The following is a 24,964-nucleotide window of genomic DNA, read 5'->3' on the forward strand; positions in this document are numbered from 1 at the left end:
TCAGGTTTACTTAGAAGAAACCAAGTGGGTTGATGTCGTAGCTTACCAATAGATTTTTTGTCTGCTGGTAGTGATCTAGCATCATCTTGTGGGTTTCGCGGCCAATGCCCGATTTCTTGTAGCCGCCAAACGCAGCGTGAGCTGGATACAAGTGATAACAGTTCGTCCATACGCGACCTGCTTCAATCGCTCGACCCACGCGGAATGCTACATTCGCATCGCGGCTCCATACACCAGCGCCAAGTCCGAAGCTTGTATTATTGGCAATCTCAATCGCCTCTTCTTCGGTTTTGAAGGTTTGAACAGCGATTACCGGACCAAAAATCTCTTCCTGGAACACACGCATGTGGTTTTCACCCTTCAAGATAGTCGGCTGAATGTAGTAGCCTCCATCAAAGCCAGGTAGCTGCTCTTTCTCACCACCAGTGACAACCTGAGCCCCTTCTGACTTACCGATATCGATGTATTTAAGGATCTTTTCGAACTGCTCATTAGATGCCTGTGCACCTACCATGGTGTCTGTGTCTAGTGGGTTGCCACGTTTGATCTTCTGAATTTTTTCCAACACTTTTTCCATGAATGCATCATAGATGTCTTCGTGAATAATCGCTCGAGAAGGACACGTACATACTTCACCTTGGTTGAAGTATCCAAGCACTAAACCTTCCGCACACTTATCAATAAATTCAGGCTCGTGATTCATGATGTCTGGGAAGAATAAGTTTGGCGACTTGCCGCCAAGCTCAACGGTAGATGGAATAAGGTTTTCAGCAGCACAGCGAAGGATATGTCCGCCAACAGGTGTAGAGCCAGTAAACGCAATTTTTGCAATTCTTGTGCTTGTTGCAAGAGCCTGTCCGGCTTCTGCCCCGAACCCGTTAACGATGTTTAGTACACCCGGTGGTAGTAGGTCTTGGATTAGTTCGGCGAACAATAAGATAGATACTGGCGTTTGTTCTGCTGGCTTTAGCACCACTACGTTACCGGTAACAAGTGCTGGCGCAAGTTTCCATGCAGCCATAAGTAGCGGGAAGTTCCATGGAATGATTTGCCCAACAACACCATAAGGTTCGTGGAAGTGATACGCCACCGTGTTTTTATCAATTTCACCGATGGTGCCTTCTTGGCTTCGAATACAGCCTGCGTAATAACGGAAGTGGTCTGCGCACAGCGGAATGTCTGCATTAAGCGTTTCGCGAACGGCTTTACCATTGTCCCATGTTTCCGCAACGGCAAGTAGCTCTAGGTTTTCTTCAATGCGATCGGCAATTTTCAGAAGAATGTTAGAACGCTCAGCTACTGACGTATCTGCCCAGCCCTTTTTCGCAGCGTGAGCTGCATCTAACGCAAGCTCAATGTCTTCAGATGTTGAGCGTGGGATTTGTGCGATGTCGCTGCCGTCTACTGGAGATGTTGCGGTGAAGTACTCACCTTTAACCGGTGCAACCCATTCGCCATTGATAAAATTACCGTAGCTTTCTTTGAAGCTTACGACCGAACCTTCACTACCTGGCTTTGCATAAATCATAAGAAGTACCTTTTGATAACTTTGCGCGTAACACGCGCAGTAACTTGGTTTGTTGTGTAGTTTGATAATGGTACTTTTACGTTGTACCTACCATGATGCGATAGACCGATTTGACTCCTACTTTAGGAGGGGAAACCTATGGCTACTTCTCACTCTTCTCGACAAACGACACCGATTGAGACGCTGAAAGCTCTGCATCACCGATGTAACCGTGTTTAGCCGCAATGGCTGAAAACTGAGAGGGCACCGCGTCAAGCTTTCGCTTAATGACGGTAAGTGCGTTAGAGACAGTCTTAGCCGATAGGCCCAACTCGTCAGCAACATCAAAGCGGGATTTATTCATCGCTATCGCAATAAATATCTCGAATTCACGTTTGGTTAATTTGGCAGCAATGTCCACATTGGTATCGAGAAGTTGATTGGCTAAATTTACCGCCAGGCCTCTCTCAATATACTTTTGCCCTTTTGCGACGACCTTAATTGCCGAGATCAATATTTCAGGCGAACTACTTTTACTGATGTACCCCATAGCACCGGTCTGCATGGCGCGGTGCAATATGACGCTGTCTTCGAACATACTGAAAAAGATAATTTTTAAATCTGGATGTCGCTTCAAAAAAATCTTGGCTAAAACAAGGCCACTTTCATTTGAAAGGTTTATGTCTAGGATTAAGATCTCAATGTCACTACTGGCTAATAAACGATGGGTTTGCGCGCCGTTTTCAGCATCAAAAATACGGCAATCGGGCATCATCGCATTGAGTAAAGCTTTGTATCCTTCACGCACCACAGCGTGGTCGTCGACAATTAGAATATTCATGCGACGTTAGCGCCCATAAGAGGAGGCATTTTTTTAAGGGTAAGAGACAGCGATACGGCAACGCCGCCATCATCGGGTGACGTCACACTACAATTTGCTCCTATACAACGTGCTCGGCTGCGCATTGAAGACATGCCAATATTTTCTACAATGTGGTTCCCTAATCCCCGACCGTTGTCTTTGACCATCACAGAAACACGGTGAGTATCGCCATAAATTTGAATGCTAACCTTGGTGGCCTTCGCATGCTTAATCACGTTGTTAATGGCTTCTTGAGCAAATCGGTAAAGATGAATATCTCGCTCATTATCTTCTTGATAGCGCTTTAGATTAATAGACACGTCCCACTTCGTATCGGGCTGTGCTACTTCTTGTTCGTACACCAGTCGCTCAAGCGACGACTGAAGAGAGACTCTATCTAAAACAAGCGGGTGTAGGTGAGCAGTGAGTTTTCTAATTGCATCGCTTATTTGATGTGACATCACTTGAACCTTCTGCGCCGACAGCTCAACAACAGATCGCTCTTTTGCGTTAACCAAAATATAAGCGTGGGCTTTTATCGTGGTCAGCAACTGCCCCACATTATCGTGAAGCTCTCTGGCAAGGTAATTACGCTCTTGCTCTTGAAGAAGCGCTAATTGCTTATCTATTTTTATGAGCTGCTTTTCTTTTGATTTAAGTGCATTTTGCAGATGCTTAAATTGGTCTAATACCCTGTTCATTTCGGTGATATCTGAATGTGGCAGGGGCTGTGATTCCTTGCCTTCTCGTAGCTCAGATAACGCGTCAGCGAGCTGATTTAGCGGCACTAACCTTTGCTTAACCGCCACTTTTAACGTAAACAGCAACAGGACAAAGGTTGCGAAAAACAGTCCCGCCACCAAGGCAAAAAAAGTGAGATTCTGGGTGAGTTCAGTAGCATCAAAAGGCGTAACAATAAGATACTGATTTTCCTGAATTGGGATGATTACAGGTGTGAGTGCAGTACGTTCGGTTGTCGGCATCACTGAGGTCTGCTCTGCCTGAAGGCGCCCCGTGAAATAATGGGCGGATAAGTGAGGGCTAGGCTCTACAATCGCTTCGATATCAGCAACAGGGATATTGAGGTTGACCATTTCTCGCACTTGATTAAGCGCGCCCGTCATCTCTTCCTCAATGTTATCTTGTATGTGGAAGTAGACCAGACAGGTAAAAACCAAAAAGCAGCCAATGAATACGGCCACTATAGCTGTAGATATTTTCGTAAAACCTGACATAACCGCCCCTGCAAGCCTTTTATTACAGGGTTATGCTATACAGACTACGTTAAAAAGCACATCCTGCAATAGGGGCGAATTCATCCTACCAAGGTAGGATGAATTCTGTTTTGAGCGATGTTTTATTTGGTAAGAACTTAGACTGTTTACACTTATCGGTAAGCCTGTTTCTCGGTGCTACTAGCTTCCCAGTCGACTGCTGAATTGGCCTACTGCATCAACGACTTCTTTGGCACCGTCTTGAATTTGTTCGATAACTTCACCCGCCTCTCTGGCGTAGTTGAGCCCTGATTGCGCCTTTTCATCACCTTCATTAACCAAATTTACTGCGTCGGTGGCCAATGTCTGGTTGTGTTTAACCACATTGATGATTTCTTCTGTGGCTTCGGTTGTACGCGATGCTAACTGACGCACCTCGTCAGCAACTACAGCGAAACCTCGTCCCTGATCGCCAGCACGTGCCGCCTCAATCGCAGCATTTAGAGCAAGCAAGTTGGTTTGTTCGGCAATAGCACTGATACTTCCGATAATAGTGGCAATTTGTTGAGACTGAGCGTCCAACGCATTAATCCCCTCTTTTGCCCTATCCATTTGCTGCGACAGCGAAGACATTTCAGAAAGCAGTTCGCTAATGACTTCCTTTCCACGCGTGGCGATTTGATCCGTTGTGTTTGAAGAACGGTAGGCGATATCAGCGGCACTGGACACGGCATTTTCTCGTGCCACCTGCTCAGTAATATCAGTAGCCAGCTTAACCACTTTATACATACGACCGTGAGAATCACAAATCGGGTTATAGGTGGCTTCCAACCAAATAGTGTTGCCGTGAGCGTCGAGACGTTCGAATCTTCCTGCTACGAATTCCCCCTGAGTAAGTCGTTCCCAAAACGTTTTATATTCGCGGGAATTCGCATACTCCGTATCACAGAAGATTCTATGATGCTGACCTTTAATGTCATTAAGGCGGTACTTAACGGCTTTCAGGAAAGCTTCATTTGCGTCCTGAATATTGCCGTTTAAATCGAATTCAATCACCGCATTTGACTTGTGTAACGCGGCCACCAAATCTTCGTGCTCTTTCGAGTTGGCTATAGTGCGCGTGAGGTCGTTGAGGTTGACTGAGAATTTGTGAATATTCCCTTTTCCGTCAAAAATAGGTTCAACTACGCCCCTTAACCACGCTTCTTCACCATTTTCACGAAGAAACTCAATCGCCCCCCAGTAATGAACACGCTGCTCGATAGAATCTTTTAGCTTTTTAAAATGAGGCGTGCTTCTGGCAATCTCGGGAACAAATTCAAAGAAGCGATGCCCTTTCACTTGAGAAAGTGAGTAACCCAGCTCTTTCTCGAACACCTCGTTGACGGCTTCAATTTCACCACGCTCATTAAGATTGAGAAAGATCATTTCTTCGCGCAAGCCTTCTCGCACTTGCTTGAGTATATGTAGCTCCTCGCGAAGCGCTTCGTTTTCTTTCACTAAGTGTTTATTGAACATAGGGCCTGCCCTGACAGAGAATTACAGTAATATGCCGTTTATCGGCAGTAACTAACCTTGCCTTAACGATAATTTGATTAATCTACACAAGGTTTAGCAAACTATTCGCTAGACAATGTCTTTTTAACTAGGGTCTGTTGACCTAATTTATTAAAGCCTAGACCACATTCAGCCACTTATATTAAAGCGTGGCGAGTTTTTCGACGCTGCTACGCTATTTTTTACATATTTACCCTGCAAAAGACAGTAGATAAACGTCTAATTTTTTAGTCGAGAAATTTTGAATGGTATTGCGTAACTTTATCTGTAAGCCATTTTGTAAATACCTGGAAGCGTGCTTGAGAATGAGTTTCTTTGTGTGTGGCCAGCCAGAATGTACGCTTAATATGGATCTCGTTTTCAATGAGTCGAACTAAGCCTGGCTGAGTTTCAGCCATAAATTTAGGTAAAATGCCTACCCCTGCACCATTTACAAGCATTTGATACTGCGCATTAATACTGGTGCTGCGCAGCGCACTTAATTGTGACAAAGCTGTCTCTTCAATGAACTTTAATTGAGGAGCGTAAACCAAATCGGGCACGTAACTCACTAAATTGAAGGCGGTGAGCTCTTGTAATGTTCGTGGTTCGTTGTCGCTGATAAGGGACTGGTGGGTATAAAGATAGAGGTTATAGTCAGTTAATTTTTGTGTAACCAGCAAGCCTTTACTGGGCTTTTCTAACAAGATAGCCATATCGGCTTCTCGTTTGTTCAGGTTTAAAAAGCCGCTGGTTGCCACAAGCTCAATACTGATCCCCGGATACTGCTTTTTAAAATCGGGTAGTAAAGGCGCTAAAAACCAGCTACCGAAACCTTCAGAAACACTCACTCTGATCGTACCTGCCAAATGCGAGCGTTCATCACCTAATTCATTTTGTGCCTCTAAAAAGTAATGCTCTGCTTTTTCAATGTACGTAACTAGCTCACTACCATGGGTGGTTAGCACATATCCTTTTTTAGTTAGCTCGAACAACTTACAATTTAATGAGTCCTCCAGTTTTTTTACACGACGAATTAACGTCGTAGGGTCTACCTTCAAGCCTTTAGCTGCAATAGCTACGCGTCCATTTCTTGCCAAACCAAGAAACAAACGCAAGTCGTCCCAATTCACTTAAACACCTGCATTTTTACAGCACCATACTGCAAGTATATGTATTGCCTTTGCAAACACAAGGTTTCAATATTGTTAAAAATTACAGGAGCTATGTCATGAGAAAGATTGTTCACTTTATTGCCGGTAAAGATTTTGAGGATAGCAGCGAGAATACCGCGTCGGTATTTGCGCCCAACACAGGTGAAGTACAGGCTGAATTAAGCTTGGCTAACACTTCAACTTTGGCCTATGCAATTGAAACAGCCCAAGCTGCACAGGTTGAGTGGGCAGCAACAAATCCTCAACGACGCGCTCGTGTTATGTTCAAGTTTAAAGAGTTAGTTGAAGCAAACCGCGAGCGCTTAGCGGCACTATTATCAAGCGAGCACGGTAAAGTGTTGGTTGATGCGCAAGGTGATATTCAGCGTGGCCTTGAAGTTATCGAGTTTGCCTGTGGAATCCCTCATGCGCAAAAAGGTGAATATACCGAAGGCGCAGGCCCAGGAATCGATGTGTACTCCATGCGCCAAGCACTTGGTGTAGTGGCAGGTATTACGCCATTTAACTTCCCGGCCATGATACCAATGTGGATGTTCGGTGTGGCAATTGCCTGCGGTAACGCGTTCATTTTAAAGCCATCAGAGCGCGATCCGTCAGTACCTGTTGAACTGGCAAAGCTTATGATTGAAGCTGGCCTTCCTGCAGGTGTGCTTAACGTTGTACACGGTAACAAAGAAGTGGTCGATGGTATTTTAGACCATCAAACTATTAAGGCGGTGAGCTTTGTAGGCTCCTCTGATATCGCTAATTACGTGTACGAGCGTGGCGCTCGTGCAGGTAAGCGCGTTCAAGCTATGGGCGGCGCGAAAAACCACGGCATCGTAATGCCTGATGCTGATTTAGATCAGGTGGTAACCGACTTAGTTGGTGCTGCGTACGGCAGTGCCGGTGAACGCTGTATGGCGCTACCGGTTGTCGTCCCAGTGGGCGATGAAACCGCTGAGAAACTGAAAGCCAAGCTTATTCCGGCTATTAAAGACATTATGGTAAGTCATAGTGAAGATCCCAACGCCCATTATGGCCCTGTGGTTACTGCTGCTCACAAAGAGCGCGTTGAAGGCTATATCGACCTTTGTATAGAAGAAGGTGCTGAGCTTGTTTATGACGGTAGAACCAGTCAGATCCCAGACGACAGTCAAGGCTACTTCATCGGCCCAACGTTCTTTGACCACGTGACCAAAGACATGCGTTCATACCAAGAAGAGATTTTTGGTCCAGTGCTTCAAATGGTGCGCGCGAAAGATTTCAACGAAGCAGTTAACTTAGCAAGTGACCACCAATACGGTAATGGTGTTGCTATGTACACCCGTAACGGCCATGCGGCGCGCGAATTTGCACAACGTGTAAACGTGGGCATGGTAGGGATTAATGTACCTATTCCTGTGCCAGTTGCTTACCACACCTTTGGGGGCTGGAAGCGCTCTGCATTTGGTGATACCAACCAGCACGGTATGGAAGGGGTGAAATTCTGGACCAAGGTTAAGACCATTACGCAGCGCTGGCCTGATGGCTCAGATACGAACGACAACGCCTTTGTTATTCCAACCATGGGCTAAGTGAGGAGACTATTATGACCACAGTTGCATTTATTGGCCTAGGTAATATGGGCTCAGGGATGGCAGATAACCTGGTTAAGAACGATTACAACGTATTAGCTTTTGACTTAAGCGAAGCGGCACTGGCCAAAGCCAAAGAAGCAGGGTGTACTATTGCGCAAAGTACCGAGCAAGCTGCTGCTGAGGCCGACATCGTTATCACTATGTTACCAGCAGGCAAGCACGTAAAAGATATCTATTCAAATCAGATCTTGGCTTCTGTCCGCGAAGGCACCTTGCTTATTGATTGCTCCACCATCGACGTAGAAACGGCGAAGAGTGTGTCAGAACTGGCAGAGAAAAAAGGCCTTAAAATGCTGGATGCGCCGGTTTCTGGTGGTGTTGCAGCGGCTGCGGGCGGCACACTCACGTTTATGGTGGGTGGCGACGCTGATGCATTTGACAAAGCCCATGGTGTACTTAGCGCAATGGGCAAAAAAATCGTTCATGCGGGCGGCCATGGTGCGGGACAAGCAGCAAAGATTTGTAACAACATGTTACTTGGCGCGACCATGATTGCGACGTGTGAAAGCTTCCAGCTGGCACAAAAACTAGGCTTAGATGCGCAAGTGTTCTTCGATATCGCGTCAAATGCCTCGGGACAGACATGGTCAATGACCACCTACTGCCCTGTAAAAGGTGTGGGGCCACAAAGCCCTGCTGATAACGATTTTGCTGGCGGTTTCGCTTCTGCGCTTATGCTCAAAGACTTGGGGCTGGCCATGCAGGGCGCGAAGGGCGTCAACGCGCAAGTACCTATGGGTGAGCTTGCTGCAAAGTGGTTTGAAATGCATTGCGAAGAAGGCAATGCAGGGATGGATTTCTCTTCAATAATCAACCGATTAGCGTAAGAGAAAACCAACAGTTCTCCGACGGCTACTTTCCCTCAGAAGAGGTGGCCTTCTTACTGAGCGAGTAAAGGATTTTACTCGCTCTTTTTTTATCTTTTCCCTACCTATCCCGCTTGTTTTTGCGCTGTTGTTACCTCGCTAGCTCCCTTACCAAGCGGAATTATTCCTTTGTTATTTGGTATTCCCTTTTCATCATCCAGAAGCCATTTTTAGGTGGCTTATTCGTTCTCACTCATATAGTTAAAACGAGCCAATTCGGCGTTCGGTCTACATCTTGCAATCCCGTATTTAGCCTAAGAAATTTACACTGCATTAAAGGGCTAAATTTTATACACCCTTATGCAAAGCGATACTTTTACAACCGTGAAAATATTATACGTTTTAATGACTTACTTAATTCACTAAGCAATTTCACTAAACACATTGGTTCTCTATATCGCTCACTTAGAGCGCGCTTTGAGAAGCAGAGTGTCGCTAATTTCTAACGTTCAATTTCCTAAATTCAGTAAGTAAAAATAAAAGGAACACACTATGAAAAAGCGTATTGTTGCCGCTTCGACGGCAATTGTAGCTATTGGTTGTATTTTCGCCTTTATCGATACAGCCCCCTCGGGCAAAAAAGAGGTAGCAGCGGCGAATGCTGAGACAAAACCTGTTGGTAAAGAAAGCGCTATTGAAAGGCAACGAAACGGCAAAGTGTTATCGACCGGTGTCGATAACTTCAAACCAAAAAATGAAGCCGAGCTAAAAGCTCAGGCTACAACTAATACTAACGATAAATCAGAGAAAGACACCATCGTCTGGACAACATCAGAAGATGGCAAAAAGGTACTTGAAGCAGAAGGCTATATTCCCGCTGACGTAACCGATGAAGCTTACATTGAGCTTGATCGTGAAGAATTAATGACGGTAGAAGTTGGTGAGTATCTCGATTTATACATCCCACAGTTCGGTGGAAGTTACACCGGTGAAGTTGACCACGTTATCACTCATCCAAACGGCGATCGTACCGTAGAGGCCCACATCCCAGGTGCGGGCTCTCTCTACGCCGCCGTTATAACGCTTGGCGAAAACGCCACCTACGGAAACTTAGCCACGCCTCGCGACGTGTTTGTGCTTGAAGGCAATGATAAATATGCGTGGATCGCACCAAAGTCTTCAATGATGCAAAACCACATCGAACGTGAACCCGACAGCGAACGCCCGCTTAGCGACGACAATGCTGAAGAAGTCTTCGATCTCGGCCAAAACTAATCCCCTAGTGCCTGTTGAGCTTCACAGGAAATTCAACAAGCTCAAATAAAACAACAAGAAGGAAATAAAAATGAAACACACATTTAAGTGTTTAACGGCAATGGCAGTTTCACTGCTTTGTACAACATCAGTAACAGCAGCCACCATCGATGTAATGGTGCTTTACACCCAACCTGCTGCAAATAATGTGTCTAATATCGACACTAAAATTAACCAATACATCTCACACGCCAACCGTGTTTATCAAAATAATGCGGTAGATTTACAGTTGCGTTTAGTGGGCGCTCAGTCTTCTGCTGCTACATCTAGCGACCTTCAACCTACCGAAAGTGCGCTAGACTTGTTAACTGATAGCAGTGGTGTACAAAACGCACGATCTTCAAACGGCGCAGACATGGTTGTGCTTTTAGGTAATCGTGAAAACATTTATGAAGGCGGTCAGCTAGTGGGTTACGTGTGCGGCATTGGCTGGGTAGGTCAAGGCAACAACGGTACACTGTACTCTAGCTCGCAAAGCCGCATGTACAGCATCAGCGCCGTTGATTGCGGCCTGTCCACATTTGTTCATGAACTCGGTCACAACATGGGCTTAGGCCACTCTGTTCGCCAAGGTTCAGTAGGCGGTGTATATAATGATGGTATCGGTCACGGCGTTGATAATAACTTCTCAACTATCATGGCCTATCCTCAGGCATTCGGTAGTGCCACCCAGCTAGACTATTTCTCTGACCCTTACTGGTCAGGCTGTAATGGCCAAGCCTGTGGCGTTGAAAACGAATCTAATGCTTACCGCGCAGTAAATGCGGTTATTAACCAAATTGCTAACTACTTCTAAGTAAGTAATTAATTAGGGGATAAATAAGGGAAAGCAGCCTTGCTTTCCCTTCAACCTAAACCCCTGCAGATTGTTTACTCTTTAGGCTGCGTCAACATGTCATCATACGCATCCATTTCCCAAGGCAGTTCGCCTGGGCTGGTATCGAGGAAGTGCAGATAACTTTCGAACTGATCTAAGATGTCCTTAGTAATACTCTCTTTGTCATATCCGTAAATATCGTAAGCTTGCCCTCCGCGGCGAAGGAACACTTCAGCGCGAAAATATTTTTCCGACTCGTCTTCTTCTGAACGCAGCTCTGCGTAGCTAAACCCTGGCACTAAATATTCAGTCATACGAATATCGTAGATAAAGTCCATGTGATCGTGACGCTCAACAGTGAAGATGGCCCTTCCCGTTTCCTCATCAAGCTTAACGAACGCCTCCCACTCTCGCGCTTTCAAAGCAGCTTGTACGTCTTTCATCGCTGCAATCACAGTTTTATCAATAAACTCATGCACCTCATTTCGGCTTGGGTAATCGACCATTGCTGCGAGTCGGCCTTTTAGGCTAGTCGAGCGACCGTGGTTTCTATTAAGCGTATTCGCCTTCAAACTGTTGTTTCGGTAGCCTTCAATGACAAGCGCACGCCATAGACCTGCTGCAGACGCTAGCATAATGAAGGCGAATGGTAAGGCGCTCGCAATGGTCATCGTTTGCAGAGCATTCAGTCCGCCAGCCAACAGCAACACTGCAGCAACGGTTCCTTCCAGACACGCCCAGAATATACGTTGCCAAACGGGGCTTTCTTCTTTACCACCAGAAGCAAGAGAGTCGATAACCAACGACCCAGAATCTGATGACGTCACAAAGAACGTAATGATCAATAACACGGTCAAGCCTGACATGATTGACGCGCCAGGTAGCAAGTCATAGAGCTTAAATAAGGCAACAGCTTCGTTTTCCTGCACATCGCTAATGAGTGCAGTAACACCTTGGTTCATAATGGCATTTAGCGCGGTGTCGCCAAACACGGAAAACCAAAGGAAGGTGAACATGGTAGGCACAAGCATTACACCAAAAACAAACTGCCTAATGGTTCTACCTCGACTTATTTTGGCGATAAACATGCCTACAAACGGCGCCCAAGCGATGGTCCAGCCAAAAATAAACAGCGTCCAGTTACCAATCCAGTCGCTGCGACTATAGGCCTGAAGATTAAAGGTGCGCTCAATGATGCCGTTAATATAACTTCCTGTGTTCTGTAGAAAGGTTTCTAAAATATGAACCGTTTCTCCGAAGATAAAAACGGTACTCATAAGCGATACAGCCAGAACCATATTAAGAATTGATAGCCTTTTAATGCCTTTATCCATGCCCGCGATAACCGATATTGTTGCGGCAATGGTTACGATAGCAATGGTGCCTACCTGCACCATGATATCAATGGGGATATCGCCGGAAAGATAATTTAGCCCCGCATTGATCTGTGTAACGGATAGCCCGAGCGTAGTCGCAATACCAAATAATGTACCGAGAATGGCGAATACATCTACCGCGTGACCTATAGGGCCATAAATTTTATCCCCTATCAGCGGATACAAAGCTGAACGGATAGACAAGGGCAAGCCATGTCGAAAAGCAAAATAGGCAAGAACCAAACCGACTAGCCCGTAGATCGCCCAGATGTGAAAGCCCCAATGAAAAAATGCGATTTGCATGGCTTGTTTCGCCGCATCAACAGTTTCAGCTGCTCCTGCAGGCGGTGAAGAATAGTGTAGAACAGGCTCTGCTACGCCAAAGTAGAGCAGCGCTACACCGTAGCCTGCTGAGAACAACATAGAAAACCATTCGGGAAAGCTATATTGAGGCTCTGCATGATCGGGCCCCAACTTTATGTTTCCCCAGCTAGATGATGCTACCGATACAATGAATACCAAAAAGATAGCGACCGACAACATGTAAAACCAACCAAAGGTTTCTGTAATCCATGCCAATGTACTATCGAAAGCCTCGCCGGCAAGTTCGGGGTTGCTGATGGTTCCGATCACCAGAAGCAAAATAATGACGACGGCGGGGAGAAATACAGGAAGAAGAATGGTGGAGTTGTTTACTTGGCCTTTCATAGCAAATCCCTTTTCACTGACAGGTAAGTTGAAACCCTGCGAAAACTTAAAAGCTACTTTTTTCTACTAGTGAGGATTTGCTTTGGTTCAGATAATTACCCAGATATATTCTTTTCTTGGCGCTACAGACCGTGATTTCAAGTAAATAAGGCGCTCCAAGCGACAACGACCTGCTCTGAAAAAAGAGATTAACGGGCGTGATTGCCGTTGGCTTATCAAAAATAATCAGACATAGATAAATAGCGCTGCCTGATATGTTCAATTAACAGCTTAATTTTTCGAGATGGCTGGCGGCTGTAAGGATAAACGGCATAAACGCCTAACACCTTACCTACCCGCTCTGGAAACAAATCGACCAGTGTTCCATTACATAAATCTTCGAATACCAAACATTTAGGGACGTAGGCAATACCTCTACCAGCAAGGGCTGCTTTGCGAAGCGCCCCTGCATTGTCACTTGAAAATGCGCCATCTACGGTGATGGTGTAACTGCCTTGAGACGACGTAAACTCCCACTCCCTTGCGCCGGATGTGTGGTAGGAATACAGCAAACAGTTGTGAAAGCTCAAATCCTCTGGTGCTTTAGGCCTGCCCTTTCGTCTAATGTAATCCGGCGATGTGCAAACCACCCAATGGGAATCTAAAAAGTGCCGCGCGATTAGGCTTGAGTCTTCCAAATATCCCGTTCGAATAACAAGATCAAACCCTTCCTCGACTAAATTTACAAATCGATTATCCAAAGACATATCAACGCTTAGCCCTGGATGAAGGGTACAAAACTCAGCTACCGCATCGGCTAACAGTAAATCGCCCGAAATCGTTGGAACCGACATTTTAATGTGTCCGGATATTTGTTCACTGTATCCAGAAATTGTGTCGATAGCTTCCTGCGTGGACGCCTTTACATTCATGGCGCCTTGCTTCAAAGCTTGACCCGCTTCGGTAAGCGTGAGTTTGCGAGTAGTGCGATACAAAAGCTGCGTTCCCAGCTCTTTTTCAAGCTTTGCTATTCGCTTACTGACTACCGAGTTGGTAATGTTGTTCGCCTCTGCCACTTTGCTAAAACTGCCCATCTCCGCAATTTGTGCAAAGAGAATTAAATCGTCTGCTCTCACGTTATTACTTCACTTTTGGAAAAGATAAATTTCATTGTTGCCGTATATCCCTAAGGCGAGAAACGTTATATTTTTATCAAGTTAATTACAATCGATTAAAGACATGATTATTTCATCGCCGACTGATTATAGACGCGCTGCGCAAAAAATATTACCGCCGTTCCTATTTCACTACATTGATGGTGGTGCCTATCGAGAGCATACACTTAAACGCAATGAAACTGACTTGGCTGACATTGCATTAAAGCAGCAAGTGCTGAGAAATATGTCGTCGCTTGACCTTTCTACAACGGTCTTTGGTGAACAATTGGCTTTACCTATTGCCCTTGCTCCAGTGGGATTAACCGGAATGTATGCGCGACGTGGCGAAGTGCAAGCCGCTAAAGCGGCTGCAAACAAAGGCATCCCGTTTACCATGTCGACGGTGTCAGTATGTCCTATTGAAGAAGTCGCACCAGCCATTGAACGTCCAATGTGGTTTCAGCTCTATGTGCTTCGCGATCGCGGCTTTATGAAGAATGTTCTGGAGCGCGCCAAAGCAGCGGGTGTAACAACGTTGGTCTTTACCGTAGATATGCCTGTACCAGGGGCTCGCTATCGCGATAAACACTCAGGTATGAGTGGGCCATTTGCTGCAAGCCGTCGCGTACTGCAAGCGATGACTCATCCTCGTTGGGCATTTGATGTAGGCGTATTCGGTAAGCCTCATGATCTTGGCAATATTTCTACTTATCGTGGCGAACCGACCCAGTTGGAAGACTATATTGGCTGGTTAGGCGCTAATTTCGATCCGTCTATCAGTTGGAAAGACTTAGAATGGATCAGAGAGTTTTGGGACGGCCCAATGATTATCAAAGGCATTTTAACTGAACAAGATGCCAAAGATGCGCTGAGTTTTGGCGCAGAAGGTATTGTAGTATCCAATCACGGCGGTCGTCAGCTAGATGGCGTGCTGTCTACCGCTAAAGCCCTTCCAGCGATTGCTAGCGCGGTGAAAGGCGATCTAAGTATTTTCGTAGACTCAGGTATTCGTAACGGCTTGGACGTGGTGAGAATGCTGGCACTAGGTGCCGATTGTACTTTACTAGGGCGCTCTTTTATTTATGCACTTGCTGCTGAAGGCCAACAAGGGGTAGAGAACTTACTCGATCTGTACAAACAGGAAATGCATGTCGCGATGACACTATGCGGTGCAAAATCAGTCAGTGAACTTAACCTCGACTCTCTCGCTTTTTAGTATCGCTGGCACCAAGGCCACTAAAAAGACCCCCAGTAATTGGATAGTCCAACTATTGGGGGTCACTTCATTTTTTATGGCTCTTTTATCAATGCACAAGTGGCTGGAAGCGTAATTTGCGCTTAATGATGCCCACCACAACAACTTCCATCATGCTCAGCCCAATTTTTAAGTTTGGTGGTTTTGCCTATTCCCGGGTTAAAACTATTGGTTGGGTCTAATTCTCGGTAAAAGTTTTTCAGCGCATCTTTTGCAAAGTACTCGTGTCCCACATTGTGCTCTGCTGGATATTCAGCGCTTCTCGCATCAAAAGTTTCCAGAATTTTACCCTTTAACAATTTGGCATCCGCCCCTTTTTTCAACACGTAATTCTGGTGCATTACGTGGCAGAATAAATGGCCGTAATACAGTTTTGTGTCTATCTGGTCGTCTATTTCTTTAGGCAGCACTTCAAACCAGTCGGGATCGTTGCGGCGAAGTGCAACATCGATGGTCATCATAGCGCCCACGTCTTTGCTGTGCATCACGTGGTAACGACCTATCGCGCCACCAGCAACAAAGCGATGCAAAATAGCCTTGTTAGCTTCTTCTTCTGTACACTCAAAATAACTACCTTCATTGGTTTTAAAGAAAGCATCAAGGTAGGCTTTGGCCTCATCTACCCCGTCATTGCTCATCTCCAATATCCAATGATGCTGATACTTGTCTCTGTACTCTTCCATTCGCTTAGGCAAGTGGTTAGGAAAAACGTAGCTCATATACTGCATAACGCGATCTGACATTTTGTTGGGTAAGAAGCCCAGCTTGTCAGTAAATGCGTCAAATTTGCGCTTAAATGCAAACAGCTTAGGAATAAATTTGGCGCCAAGCTTGCTGATAACGATAAACATATCTTTACCGTATTTCTTGGATACGTCGTAGCAGTCACGGTGAAGGTACTCACCCGAGTCAGGCAAGTTCTTGAAAGTAGAAAGTATGTCGCGACGCACTTTAGTAAACACAGCGGCGTCGTTAGACCCCACATAAAATACCTGTTTTTTCTCAGGAATAGGAAAGGTGTCTAGCCTCACTGCGAACACGGCAAGCTTACCCGCACAGCCTGAAGCTTCATGAAGTCTTCTGCCGTCATTGTTGAAGCGCGAAGGTGTGTCTGAATCAACGTCTCGAACTCGTTCATCATACTCGTTGTCTGATGCACGAGCGTCAGGGTGCTGAACATCAACTTCTTTGTAACGTTTGTTCTCAAGATTATTCAGAATTTCTTCTGGCTCACTACCTAGGTTAATCCCCAGATTGTTTACCAAAGATAGATTGCCATTGACGTCAATTTGGGCAAAAAGCGCTAGTTCAGTATAGGCAGGGCCTCGCTTGACCAAAGCGCCACCTGAATTGTTGCATATCCCCCCCACGATCGATGCGCCAATACATGAAGAACCTATCACAGAGTGAGGTTCGCGACCATAAGGCGCAAGCGTCTCTTCCAATCCAAACAAGGTGCTCCCAGCCAAGCCAACGATCTGCTTTCCATTGTCAACTAACTGAATATCATCAATACGCATAGTACTGATAATAACGAGAGGCCTGTCGTAATCTTTACCATCTGGCGTAGAGCCACCCGTTAACCCTGTATTGGCCGCCTGCATAATAACCGCAACGTCGGCTTCAACACACAGCTTAAGCACACGCCAAATTTCGACAAGCGTTCCTGGGCGCACTACCGCAAGCGCTTCGCCCGCACCAAAACGAAACCCTTTAGTGTAAGGCTGCTTCTTCGCTTTATCAGTTAACAAATAGGCCTGCCCTACTACATCGCGCATTGATGCAATCAAAGACTGAGTGTCAACGTTTACGGTCATGGTTCTCTCTGTGTGTTGAAATAATGGAAGGAATGACTTGGTGTTGAACTATACACTAACACCATTATTAACAAAGGGGGCAAGCCGCTTTTATCGAGATAATTTACTTATATTTAATTCGTTGAACACTTAGAGGCTCTAGCATTTAAGCAAAACTTACAGGCATTTTTCACTGTTACATTTTGTTACGCTTTGGAGGAGCAAGTTAGACCAGAGGAGTATTGTAAAGCCAATGTATAGTTCGTAAGGTTGATAGACACGAAAAGGAGCTTTCATGTCACATCAAGCGTTCGTTTTAACAAGAAAAAGTTTTTCAGAAAATACTAGAAGGGATGGGGCTTACGAACGATTCCTAAGTATTTTGCCGTCATGTGGATTTGTCGTCACAACCGGTGCGATTCATCCACCTCGAAGCGTGCTTAACAACACCTATACCTTCTTTATCGATGCGCAGTATTGTGACTCTGCCGCTATGCTCAACTTGCCTGTAGTCAACGATAACCCAGAGTTGAACAAAGTCATTTTCAACGTGCCAGAGTCTGACGTCGATTTTCATTATGCGGCATTACAACATGGTATTAATGGTATTTTCCATATTGAAGATAGCTTAGAACTTCTGGTTCGCGGTGTTCAACAAGTTCAGGCGGGCAACAAATGGTTCAGTCGCGAGATTATGAGTCGCTATATTGATGCCAATTTAGTGTCTAAAGCAAAACCCGTTGCTGCACTTCAATCGTCACATACTGTGCTGACCAAGAGGGAGTTGGCCATCACACGCAAAATTGCAGATGGTGCCCAAAATCAGGAGATTGCAGACTGCTTACACATCAGCGTAAATACGGTGAAAACTCACGTTTACAGCATATTTAGAAAGACGGACTGCCGAAATCGCGTTGAGCTTATAAAGTGGTTCGATCATCAGTTTAGCCAACCACAACAAGTAAGCATCTAAACTGATAATCCATTGAATTTAATTGCGTATGGCGCTTACGCTTTTGCGCGCCATACGCCTTTCTCCATTCCTTGTAGCACCAACTCAGTCACCGCTTTTTCTATGCTTTGTTTAACGCACTCGAACATGGGTTCATTAGTCGTGTAGCCCGTTTCTGCTTCAAGCAAGCGCTTAAGCGAAACATACCTAAACAGGCCTGCTCTCACCTCCTGGCTTAGTACTTTCTTAGATGTTGAAACCGACACCAGTACTTGACCTGTTCTCACGTCAACTGCACGCATGTAAATGGAAATTTGATCTTCCCTAAACAGCTCACTCGCTCCAATGCCAAAGTACTCTACACCAGCGCCGCCGGTACGAATGTTGGTATCGTAGCTAATTATCCCACCTTCTATAATAATTCTAGCTGTCGTGAGTGGCGGCAAATCGCCTCCGCTGCTTTCGTCGGCTCTAATTATTTTGCGTTCGGTAAGAATGTTCTGCAGCCCTTCACGCTCCACAGGTAAAAACCACGATGTCTCGCTTAAGGTCTGAACAAGAATAGAGGTTGCGCCTTGAGTCACCGCAGTAGAAAACGAACTTGCCCCAGTGCTAGGTTTATATTGCCCGGTCTGGTCTCTAAACGCATATACAGAAACCGGAATTTGTCCCATAGGCGCTGGCAAGCTTTTTACTTCAGACAATGTGGCACTGTCTTTAATTACATCAGCGGCCGTTGTATCTGGCGGCAGCGTATTAGTGATGGACTGGCATCCTGCAAGCGCCATGGCCACTATTAAAAAAACGGTACTTCTCATGTATTTCCCTACCCAAACCGTGGAATTTCAACGACAGTAACCTCACCTGTCAGTAAGTTAGTAATGTTCACAACAATGCTGTCAGGATTACTCGTTATTAGTTCTACCTGAAAGTCACCACTAACAAAAATACTATCCTGATTGAATATGCTGTCTATCGGGTTTCCATCTTCATCATATTCTTGTTCACCGAATGCGATGTCTGTGATTTCGCGGACTATACGATTGATATAGGCGCGTTCGAGTGATTCTTGAAGGCGTTCGTCATAGGAGCGCTCACTGTAAGGCGCTGTATGAGCGTTTTGTGAATTCGCCTTGCTTAATAGAAATGATCCGTTAAGTGGATTACCACCGAATGATGGGTTGATCGGTTCATACACCAACTCTGTTGCTTTCACACTAGCTGAAGTCCACGAGCCAGTCGCGATTAAGGCTGCTATCAATATCCCTTTTTTCATTACCATTCGTCCCCTGCTAAATCTGGGCTTCTACTGTCTACACTCGCGTTTGCCACCGCGTCTAAAACTAACATGATGGCTTGCTGTACTTTTTCATCTAATGGTACTTGTCTGCGCCCCATGTACGTTTGATAAACCACTCTATTGTCGTAAATCACCGAAAGAAGAGTACCCGCTTGTGGCACAATAATTTCTTTAACAACAAGGTTCTTACCCGAACTGTCTGGGACTTCTCGCCAGTATTGGCTAATGCGAGAGGCAAATTCGTGGCCTTGGCGGCTAATACTGTTATCGAGCAGCAGTCCGCCTAGCCGAATTTCTTCTGCGTGAATCGGAGAAAAGAACACACTAAAAAGCAGTGTGATAAAAGAGAAACAATACAAGTACTTCATTTAACTGAATATAGCCGGGCAAATGCCCGGCTACTCACTTTTACATCTGTAGGTTTACATCTGAACAACGGTAGCTACGTTGTAGTCACCAACCTGCGTAACACTTACTGTGCCGCCGTTGCCAGTAATACTACCTGTAACTAAATTATCGTTACCCATTTGCGTAACTTCAAATGTATTCATATCACCAGAAATAACAAACTGACCACCCGCGTCGTCTGTTACCCAGTTTCCTACGCCTTCTTGCATAACACTAACAATATTGTCGTTACCGTTAACCAGTAGGTCTAGTAAGTTAAGTTCGCCCGTTTGCGAAACCATAATTTCGTTGAGGCTTGATGTAACGTTGCTTGCCAACTCAACTGATGCTGTATTTTCAACACCCTCTTGAGACATTTCAATGATGTTGCCATCAGCGTAGTAAGTTGCATCACCAATACCAGCTTGCGCTAACGCCAAGTTGGCATCGCCATCTTGCTCAATTTCAATGGTGTTAAACAAGCCATCAAAATTAACTGTGCTGATTTCGTTAGCATCACCCACTTGAGTTAAATCAAACTCGTTGAATAAGCCAATTACGCCAGCATACGCCGTGTTGCCTTCGCCCACTTGGTTAATTTCGAACGTATTCTCTTGTCCGCCGATAGTTTCTACGGTAGCTAAGTTAACATCACCGATTTGATCAATATTAACTTCATTGCCAGAGCCTTCAAATACTCCTGTGGTAATCTCGTTGCTATCACCATCTTGTTCAAACCCTAGCACATTACCGTTGCCAACCATACTCCAACCCACAGCGTTCCGGTCGCCATCTTGGTCAATTTCAACTTCGTTTTCTGAGCCAATAACGGTTAAATCAGACACGTTGTAATAGCCGTCTTGAATAACATCGATAACGTTAGCATCACCGCTTAGCTCGCGAACATACGATTCGTGCCATTCACCACTTTGATCAACAAATACCGTATTGTCGTTACCCGCAATGGCATTGTTAGCCCAGTTACCACCATCGCCCTGATACACTGACAACATGTTTCCACTGCCCGAAATGCTATTTATTGAGCGATTAAAGATAAAGCCAAAGGGGCCGCCATCACCTAATTGAACAAGTGAAACCGAGTTATCGTCACCTTCGACAACGATTTCGCCTGTACTATTTAAACTATCTTGCTCAGATTGTAAGAAGTTGCCGTTACCTGTAACACTTGCAAAGAAGGTATTACCTGACTGCATTTGTGAAGCAAGTACTTCGTTTGCGTCACCCGTTATTTCTACAAAGATTGCATTTAAGTCACCTTCCTGACTTAAAATAGATTCATTACCTACCTCATTTCCCTCTGGTGCCGTTTGGATTAGCGTAATTTCATTGCCTTCAGCTGCAGCAATAAAATCTGCGGAAGCACTGAAATCAACTGTCTTACTCGCTGGAACTTCCTGAGCCGATGCCCACCCTGTCGCTGCTACTAAAAGCAATGCACTCGCTATTTTTGTTTTTTTCATTTTCACATTTGTCTCCCTATGGCAATCACATCATTCTTGATATTGTGTGATGTTAATCACCATTTCATTCCCTATCTGGTAAACAGTAAAAGACTGTTCACCCAATTGATTAACATTGGCTACATTGTCGAACCCATCTTGAATAATCTCGAAATAGTTATTGTTGTTTTGCTGCAATAAATTAACGACGTTCCCCTCACCCAGCTGTGTGATAAGAGCTTCGTTATTACTGCCGTTTTGAACAACATTCGATAGGTTGGCGCCGTTGCCGCTTTGGATAATGTTAGTTATGTTATTTAACCCAAACTGACTAACAGCGATGAAGACCGTTTCATCGTCTATCGTTATAGCTTGAGCATTCAGACTCATTGAAAGAGAAGATTCCACCATGTCTGAGCTTGTTGATAAGTCGGACTGTTGCGCATAAACAGGAAGATTTACGGCTAGAAGACTGCACCCCGTAGTGGCTGCCAACGCAACGGCTCTGCATGCCTTAGCGTTATAAGCAAACTGGCTCTTTTTAACCTTTAACTTCTTGTCCATGCGAACGACTGTTTCCTTGATTAACAACAAAGGTGACCCCTCTATAACACTCTTTAAGACGGCAATAATCCATCACCAATAAGTTGTATTTATTACAGGTCAAATACAGTTAGCACACGGTAAATCAACAAGTTATTTATAATGGGTAATACCATAGTGCTAGATTTGACGAAAACTCACGCACCGAGTAATTATTGGTAAGACCACCTAGTTTTTGTAGGGTCTCTTAATGGGTATTGCTATAGCGAGACTCTGAGACATAAAGACCTTAACTACATGTCAAAAATCATAGTAATTAAGTACCACTTTAGGCTTCTCTTTTCACTTTCCCCTAGTGTTTAAGTAGTATTTTTGAGTAAATTTTACTGTTAGGGGTGGCAGGTTTTTAAATTTGCGTTATAAGTTTTAACCGTTAGTTATATCAGACCGAACGAGAAGGTTCTGTGATTAAAGCATTATTGCTAATTATGGAATCTAATTATGAAAACAAAGCCTTTTAAAACAGGCCTTTCAGCACTTTCATTAGCCCTTCTACCGCTAATGGTATCTAGTCATGCACACGCCGCAAAAGCCGAAATTTTCGACGATAGCGTTATCGTTGTGTACAAAGAAAATGTAAGCAAAGCGGAAAAGATGCGCGCTCGCTCTTCGGTACGTGCACGAATTAGTGACGCAAACCGTGATGAAGTAGATGATCGCTTCTCTAACCTTTTAAATGGTCGCATTGCCAAACTGGAACTTCGTGGCAAGTCTGTAAAAGACGCCATAGAAATCTTAAAGAAAAATCCTGCGGTTAAAATCGCCGAGCCAAACTTCTTGTACCGCAAAGCCCTGGTACCTAACGATCCTTCTTATGGTGACCTATGGGGTTTGAATAACACAGGTCAAGCCGGCGGTACTGCAGATGTGGATATTGACGCACCAGAAGCATGGGATATTACAACCGGTGATAGTGATGTGGTCATCGGCGTTATCGATACGGGTGTTGACTACAATCATGAAGACCTTGCAGATAACGCATGGATTAACCCAGGTGAAATCGCTGGAAACGGTATTGATGATGATGGCAACGGCTATATTGACGATGTTTACGGTATCGATACCGCAAACGGTGATACCGACCCAATGGACGACGACTCTCACGGTACACACGTAGCAGGCACCATTGGTGCTGTGGGCGGTAATGGCATCGGTGTAGTTGGTGTAAACCATGACGTGTCAATCGCTGGCTGTAAATTCCTTGGAGCAGATGGAACGGGTTCAACCGCTGGCGCTATTGAATGTATCGATTACTTCACCGACCTTAAAGAGAACCGCGGCATCAATATTAAGGCTACCAACAACAGCTGGGGTGGCGGCGGCTATAGTGAAGCGCTAGAAACCGCTATTGAAGAAGCTGGCCAAGCGGGTATTTTGTTTGTTGCTGCGGCAGGTAACTCTGGTTCAAACAACGACAACGTAGATAACTACCCGTCTAACTATGTCACTACAACAAACAGTCTGGTTGCAGTTGCTAGCCACACTCGTACTGACGGAGACAGCGGCTTCTCATACGGTATTGAAACTGTAGACATCGCGGCGCCGGGTACAGCTATCCTATCTACAATACCAGGTGACGGCTATGCGACATACTCGGGCACATCAATGGCAACGCCACATGTTACGGGTGCAGCAGCACTTGTGTGGTCGCTAAACCCAGAACTTACGCCATCTGAAATGAAAGAGCTGTTAATGTCTACAGGTGAAACTAGCCTATGGGCTGATGGTCGCACCGTGTCTGGCAACCGCCTAAATGTACTTAATGCACTTGAAGAAGCTGATCCTACTCCAGGTTTTAAACTGGGCATTACACCTGGTTCAGCTGAAATAGAAGCGGGTGAGACCTACACCTTCACTATTGAAGTTGGTTCAATTGCTGGCTACGAAGAAGAAGTACAGCTATCGCTTGCTGAGCCAAGTGATATCGCGTCTTTAAGTGCAAGCTCGGCAATGCCTGGCGATACAGTAACACTGACCGTAGAGACATCTGAGGAAACGCCTTGGGGTCCGTACAGCTTTACGGTTAACGGTGTAAGCGGTGATATTGAGAAATCTAAATCAGCGAACCTTTATGTTTACCCTCAAGGGCTAAACGAATTCCCTTACGCGTATTCTGGTGATGCAGTACCTACGTTACCGAATGAAGAAGATCCTGACGATGTTGGCGTTGACCTAGTGATTAACGTTCCTGACGACTTAACAGTATTCGGTATGCAGGCGTCGGTAGATATCACACACACCTATAGCGGTGACCTCGTACTATCACTGACTTCTCCTCAGGGTACAACCACCGTTCTTCGTCAGAACCAAGGTGGCGGTACAGATGATATCGTTGAGAGCTATAACTCTGATGCCTTCAACGGCGAAGTAGCAACAGGCGATTGGACCTTGAACGTGCTTGATACGTTCAACGGTGACAACGGCACTGTAAACACATGGAGCCTTGTGGTGACCGGTATTGGTGAAGTAGGTCCAACACCGCCTAACTCTGCGTTTACCTATGACGCTTCAGGCTTATCAGTAAGCTTTACTAATAACAGTAACGACGTTAATGACGACATTGTCAGCTATAGCTGGGACTTTGGCGATGGCTCTACTTCAACGGAAGAGAACCCAACGCATGTTTACGCGAGCACTGGCGCCTATGACGTAACCCTTACGGTTACCGACTCTGAAGGTCAAACTGGCGTATCAACAGAAACCGTATCAGTTTCAGATAGCACCATTGTTGCAGAAATTGACCGCGCTATGCTGTCTCGATTCGGTTCGTTACGCGTAGATTTATCATATAGTGGCTCGATGGCCGATACTGTAATGATTTATCGCAACGGTGAGCTACTTGAAGAAGTAAGCAACACTGGACGTTATCGCGACAGAAGCAGAGGCGTTCAACCTGGTGAGTATACTTATATGGTTTGTGATGAAACCTCTGCATGCTCTGCACCAGTGTCTGTAAACCTTTAATGTAGTTTGCGTATCGCTGACGCGCTCTTCGTGACAGTTGGCGAATGATACGCTGAACAGTTGGGAGTTAAGCAATTGCCGGCCAAGGATAGGCCGGCTTTTTTTATTCTGAGAATTAAAGAGAGCACCAATCTAAGCCATCGGCTTATTCACTATAAGCCAAATACAACGTACACT

The 24,964-nt window shown here is 45.3% G+C and carries 20 protein-coding genes; 7 read left to right on the plus strand and 13 right to left on the minus strand.

The genetic code is table 11. The annotated features are described in order from the left end of the window. Positions 1 to 10: 10 nt before the first annotated feature. The 5 genes from MHN02_RS13340 to MHN02_RS13360 form a co-directional block, all read right to left on the minus strand. A complete protein-coding gene (locus MHN02_RS13340; protein ID WP_014950684.1) occupies positions 11 to 1,528 on the minus strand; it encodes an aldehyde dehydrogenase family protein in 1,518 nt (505 codons plus the stop codon). Positions 1,529 to 1,670: 142 nt separating this feature from the next. Continuing rightward, positions 1,671 to 2,348, minus strand: a complete 678-nt coding sequence (locus MHN02_RS13345) for a response regulator transcription factor (protein WP_049588819.1) — start codon at positions 2,346 to 2,348, stop codon at positions 1,671 to 1,673. Beyond that, entirely contained in the window at positions 2,345 to 3,604 is a 1,260-nt protein-coding gene (locus MHN02_RS13350) for a histidine kinase (protein WP_049588820.1), read from the minus strand. The genes MHN02_RS13345 and MHN02_RS13350 overlap by 4 nt, the downstream gene beginning before the upstream one ends. A gap of 180 nt (positions 3,605 to 3,784) precedes the next feature. Next, positions 3,785 to 5,101 carry a PAS domain-containing methyl-accepting chemotaxis protein gene (locus tag MHN02_RS13355; RefSeq protein ID WP_239246651.1) on the minus strand — a complete coding sequence of 439 codons (1,317 nt, stop codon included), beginning with the start codon at positions 5,099 to 5,101 and terminating at the stop codon, positions 3,785 to 3,787. Positions 5,102 to 5,367: 266 nt separating this feature from the next. After that, positions 5,368 to 6,252 carry a LysR family transcriptional regulator gene (locus tag MHN02_RS13360; protein WP_239246653.1) on the minus strand — a complete coding sequence of 295 codons (885 nt, stop codon included), beginning with the start codon at positions 6,250 to 6,252 and terminating at the stop codon, positions 5,368 to 5,370. A 98-nt stretch (positions 6,253 to 6,350) separates the two neighbouring features. Between MHN02_RS13360 and MHN02_RS13365 the strand changes: the two genes are divergently transcribed. The 4 genes from MHN02_RS13365 to MHN02_RS13380 all read left to right on the plus strand — a co-directional run bounded on the left by MHN02_RS13365 (position 6,351) and on the right by MHN02_RS13380 (position 10,829). Next, positions 6,351 to 7,850, plus strand: coding sequence for a CoA-acylating methylmalonate-semialdehyde dehydrogenase (locus MHN02_RS13365; RefSeq protein ID WP_239246655.1), 1,500 nt, complete (start codon positions 6,351 to 6,353; stop codon positions 7,848 to 7,850). Positions 7,851 to 7,864: 14 nt separating this feature from the next. Then, entirely contained in the window at positions 7,865 to 8,740 is an 876-nt protein-coding gene (mmsB, locus tag MHN02_RS13370) for a 3-hydroxyisobutyrate dehydrogenase (protein ID WP_014950690.1), read from the plus strand. A 531-nt stretch (positions 8,741 to 9,271) separates the two neighbouring features. Continuing rightward, positions 9,272 to 9,994, plus strand: coding sequence for a hypothetical protein (locus MHN02_RS13375; RefSeq protein ID WP_239246657.1), 723 nt, complete (start codon positions 9,272 to 9,274; stop codon positions 9,992 to 9,994). A 70-nt stretch (positions 9,995 to 10,064) separates the two neighbouring features. After that, a complete protein-coding gene (locus MHN02_RS13380; protein WP_239246660.1) occupies positions 10,065 to 10,829 on the plus strand; it encodes a zinc-dependent metalloprotease family protein in 765 nt (254 codons plus the stop codon). Positions 10,830 to 10,903: 74 nt separating this feature from the next. On the opposite strand, the gene MHN02_RS13385 is transcribed toward MHN02_RS13380, so the two are convergent. Further along, positions 10,904 to 12,934, minus strand: coding sequence for a BCCT family transporter (locus MHN02_RS13385; protein ID WP_239246664.1), 2,031 nt, complete (start codon positions 12,932 to 12,934; stop codon positions 10,904 to 10,906). Positions 12,935 to 13,149: 215 nt separating this feature from the next. After that, entirely contained in the window at positions 13,150 to 14,049 is a 900-nt protein-coding gene (locus tag MHN02_RS13390; RefSeq protein ID WP_014950694.1) for a LysR family transcriptional regulator, read from the minus strand. A gap of 103 nt (positions 14,050 to 14,152) precedes the next feature. On the opposite strand from MHN02_RS13390, the gene lldD reads away from it, so the two are divergent. After that, on the plus strand, positions 14,153 to 15,286 hold the full coding sequence (lldD, locus tag MHN02_RS13395) for an FMN-dependent L-lactate dehydrogenase LldD (protein WP_015068029.1): 1,134 nt from the start codon (positions 14,153 to 14,155) through the stop codon (positions 15,284 to 15,286). Between the two features lie 122 nt (positions 15,287 to 15,408). On the opposite strand, the gene dld is transcribed toward lldD, so the two are convergent. Then, positions 15,409 to 17,142 (minus strand): D-lactate dehydrogenase, encoded by a 1,734-nt coding sequence (dld, locus tag MHN02_RS13400; protein WP_239246666.1) that lies wholly within the window; start codon positions 17,140 to 17,142, stop codon positions 15,409 to 15,411. Positions 17,143 to 17,416: 274 nt separating this feature from the next. Between dld and MHN02_RS13405 the strand changes: the two genes are divergently transcribed. Beyond that, positions 17,417 to 18,094, plus strand: coding sequence for a response regulator transcription factor (locus tag MHN02_RS13405; protein ID WP_014950697.1), 678 nt, complete (start codon positions 17,417 to 17,419; stop codon positions 18,092 to 18,094). 35 nt (positions 18,095 to 18,129) lie between these two features. On the opposite strand, the gene MHN02_RS13410 is transcribed toward MHN02_RS13405, so the two are convergent. The 5 genes from MHN02_RS13410 to MHN02_RS13430 are packed head-to-tail and all read right to left on the minus strand — an operon-like array spanning position 18,130 to position 21,784. Then, positions 18,130 to 18,891, minus strand: coding sequence for a CsgG/HfaB family protein (locus MHN02_RS13410; protein WP_014950698.1), 762 nt, complete (start codon positions 18,889 to 18,891; stop codon positions 18,130 to 18,132). 8 nt (positions 18,892 to 18,899) lie between these two features. Then, complete coding sequence (locus MHN02_RS13415; protein WP_014950699.1) at positions 18,900 to 19,349, minus strand: curli assembly protein CsgF; 450 nt, start codon at positions 19,347 to 19,349, stop codon at positions 18,900 to 18,902. After that, the gene (locus tag MHN02_RS13420) at positions 19,349 to 19,741 is read right to left on the minus strand and encodes a CsgE family curli-type amyloid fiber assembly protein (RefSeq protein ID WP_049588826.1); all 393 of its coding nucleotides are present in this window, start codon (positions 19,739 to 19,741) and stop codon (positions 19,349 to 19,351) included. The genes MHN02_RS13415 and MHN02_RS13420 overlap by 1 nt, the downstream gene beginning before the upstream one ends. Before the next feature lie 54 nt (positions 19,742 to 19,795). Beyond that, a complete protein-coding gene (locus tag MHN02_RS13425) occupies positions 19,796 to 21,241 on the minus strand; it encodes a curlin (RefSeq protein WP_239246668.1) in 1,446 nt (481 codons plus the stop codon). A 30-nt stretch (positions 21,242 to 21,271) separates the two neighbouring features. Then, positions 21,272 to 21,784, minus strand: a complete 513-nt coding sequence (locus tag MHN02_RS13430) for a curlin subunit CsgB (protein WP_239246670.1) — start codon at positions 21,782 to 21,784, stop codon at positions 21,272 to 21,274. Between the two features lie 480 nt (positions 21,785 to 22,264). On the opposite strand from MHN02_RS13430, the gene MHN02_RS13435 reads away from it, so the two are divergent. Beyond that, positions 22,265 to 24,787: a S8 family serine peptidase gene (locus MHN02_RS13435; protein ID WP_239220279.1), complete on the plus strand. Its 2,523-nt coding sequence runs from the start codon at positions 22,265 to 22,267 to the stop codon at positions 24,785 to 24,787. Positions 24,788 to 24,964: the final 177 nt, after the last annotated feature.

The organism is Alteromonas sp. CNT1-28 (assembly GCF_022348345.1).
Classification (GTDB): Bacteria; Pseudomonadota; Gammaproteobacteria; order Enterobacterales; family Alteromonadaceae; genus Alteromonas; species Alteromonas macleodii.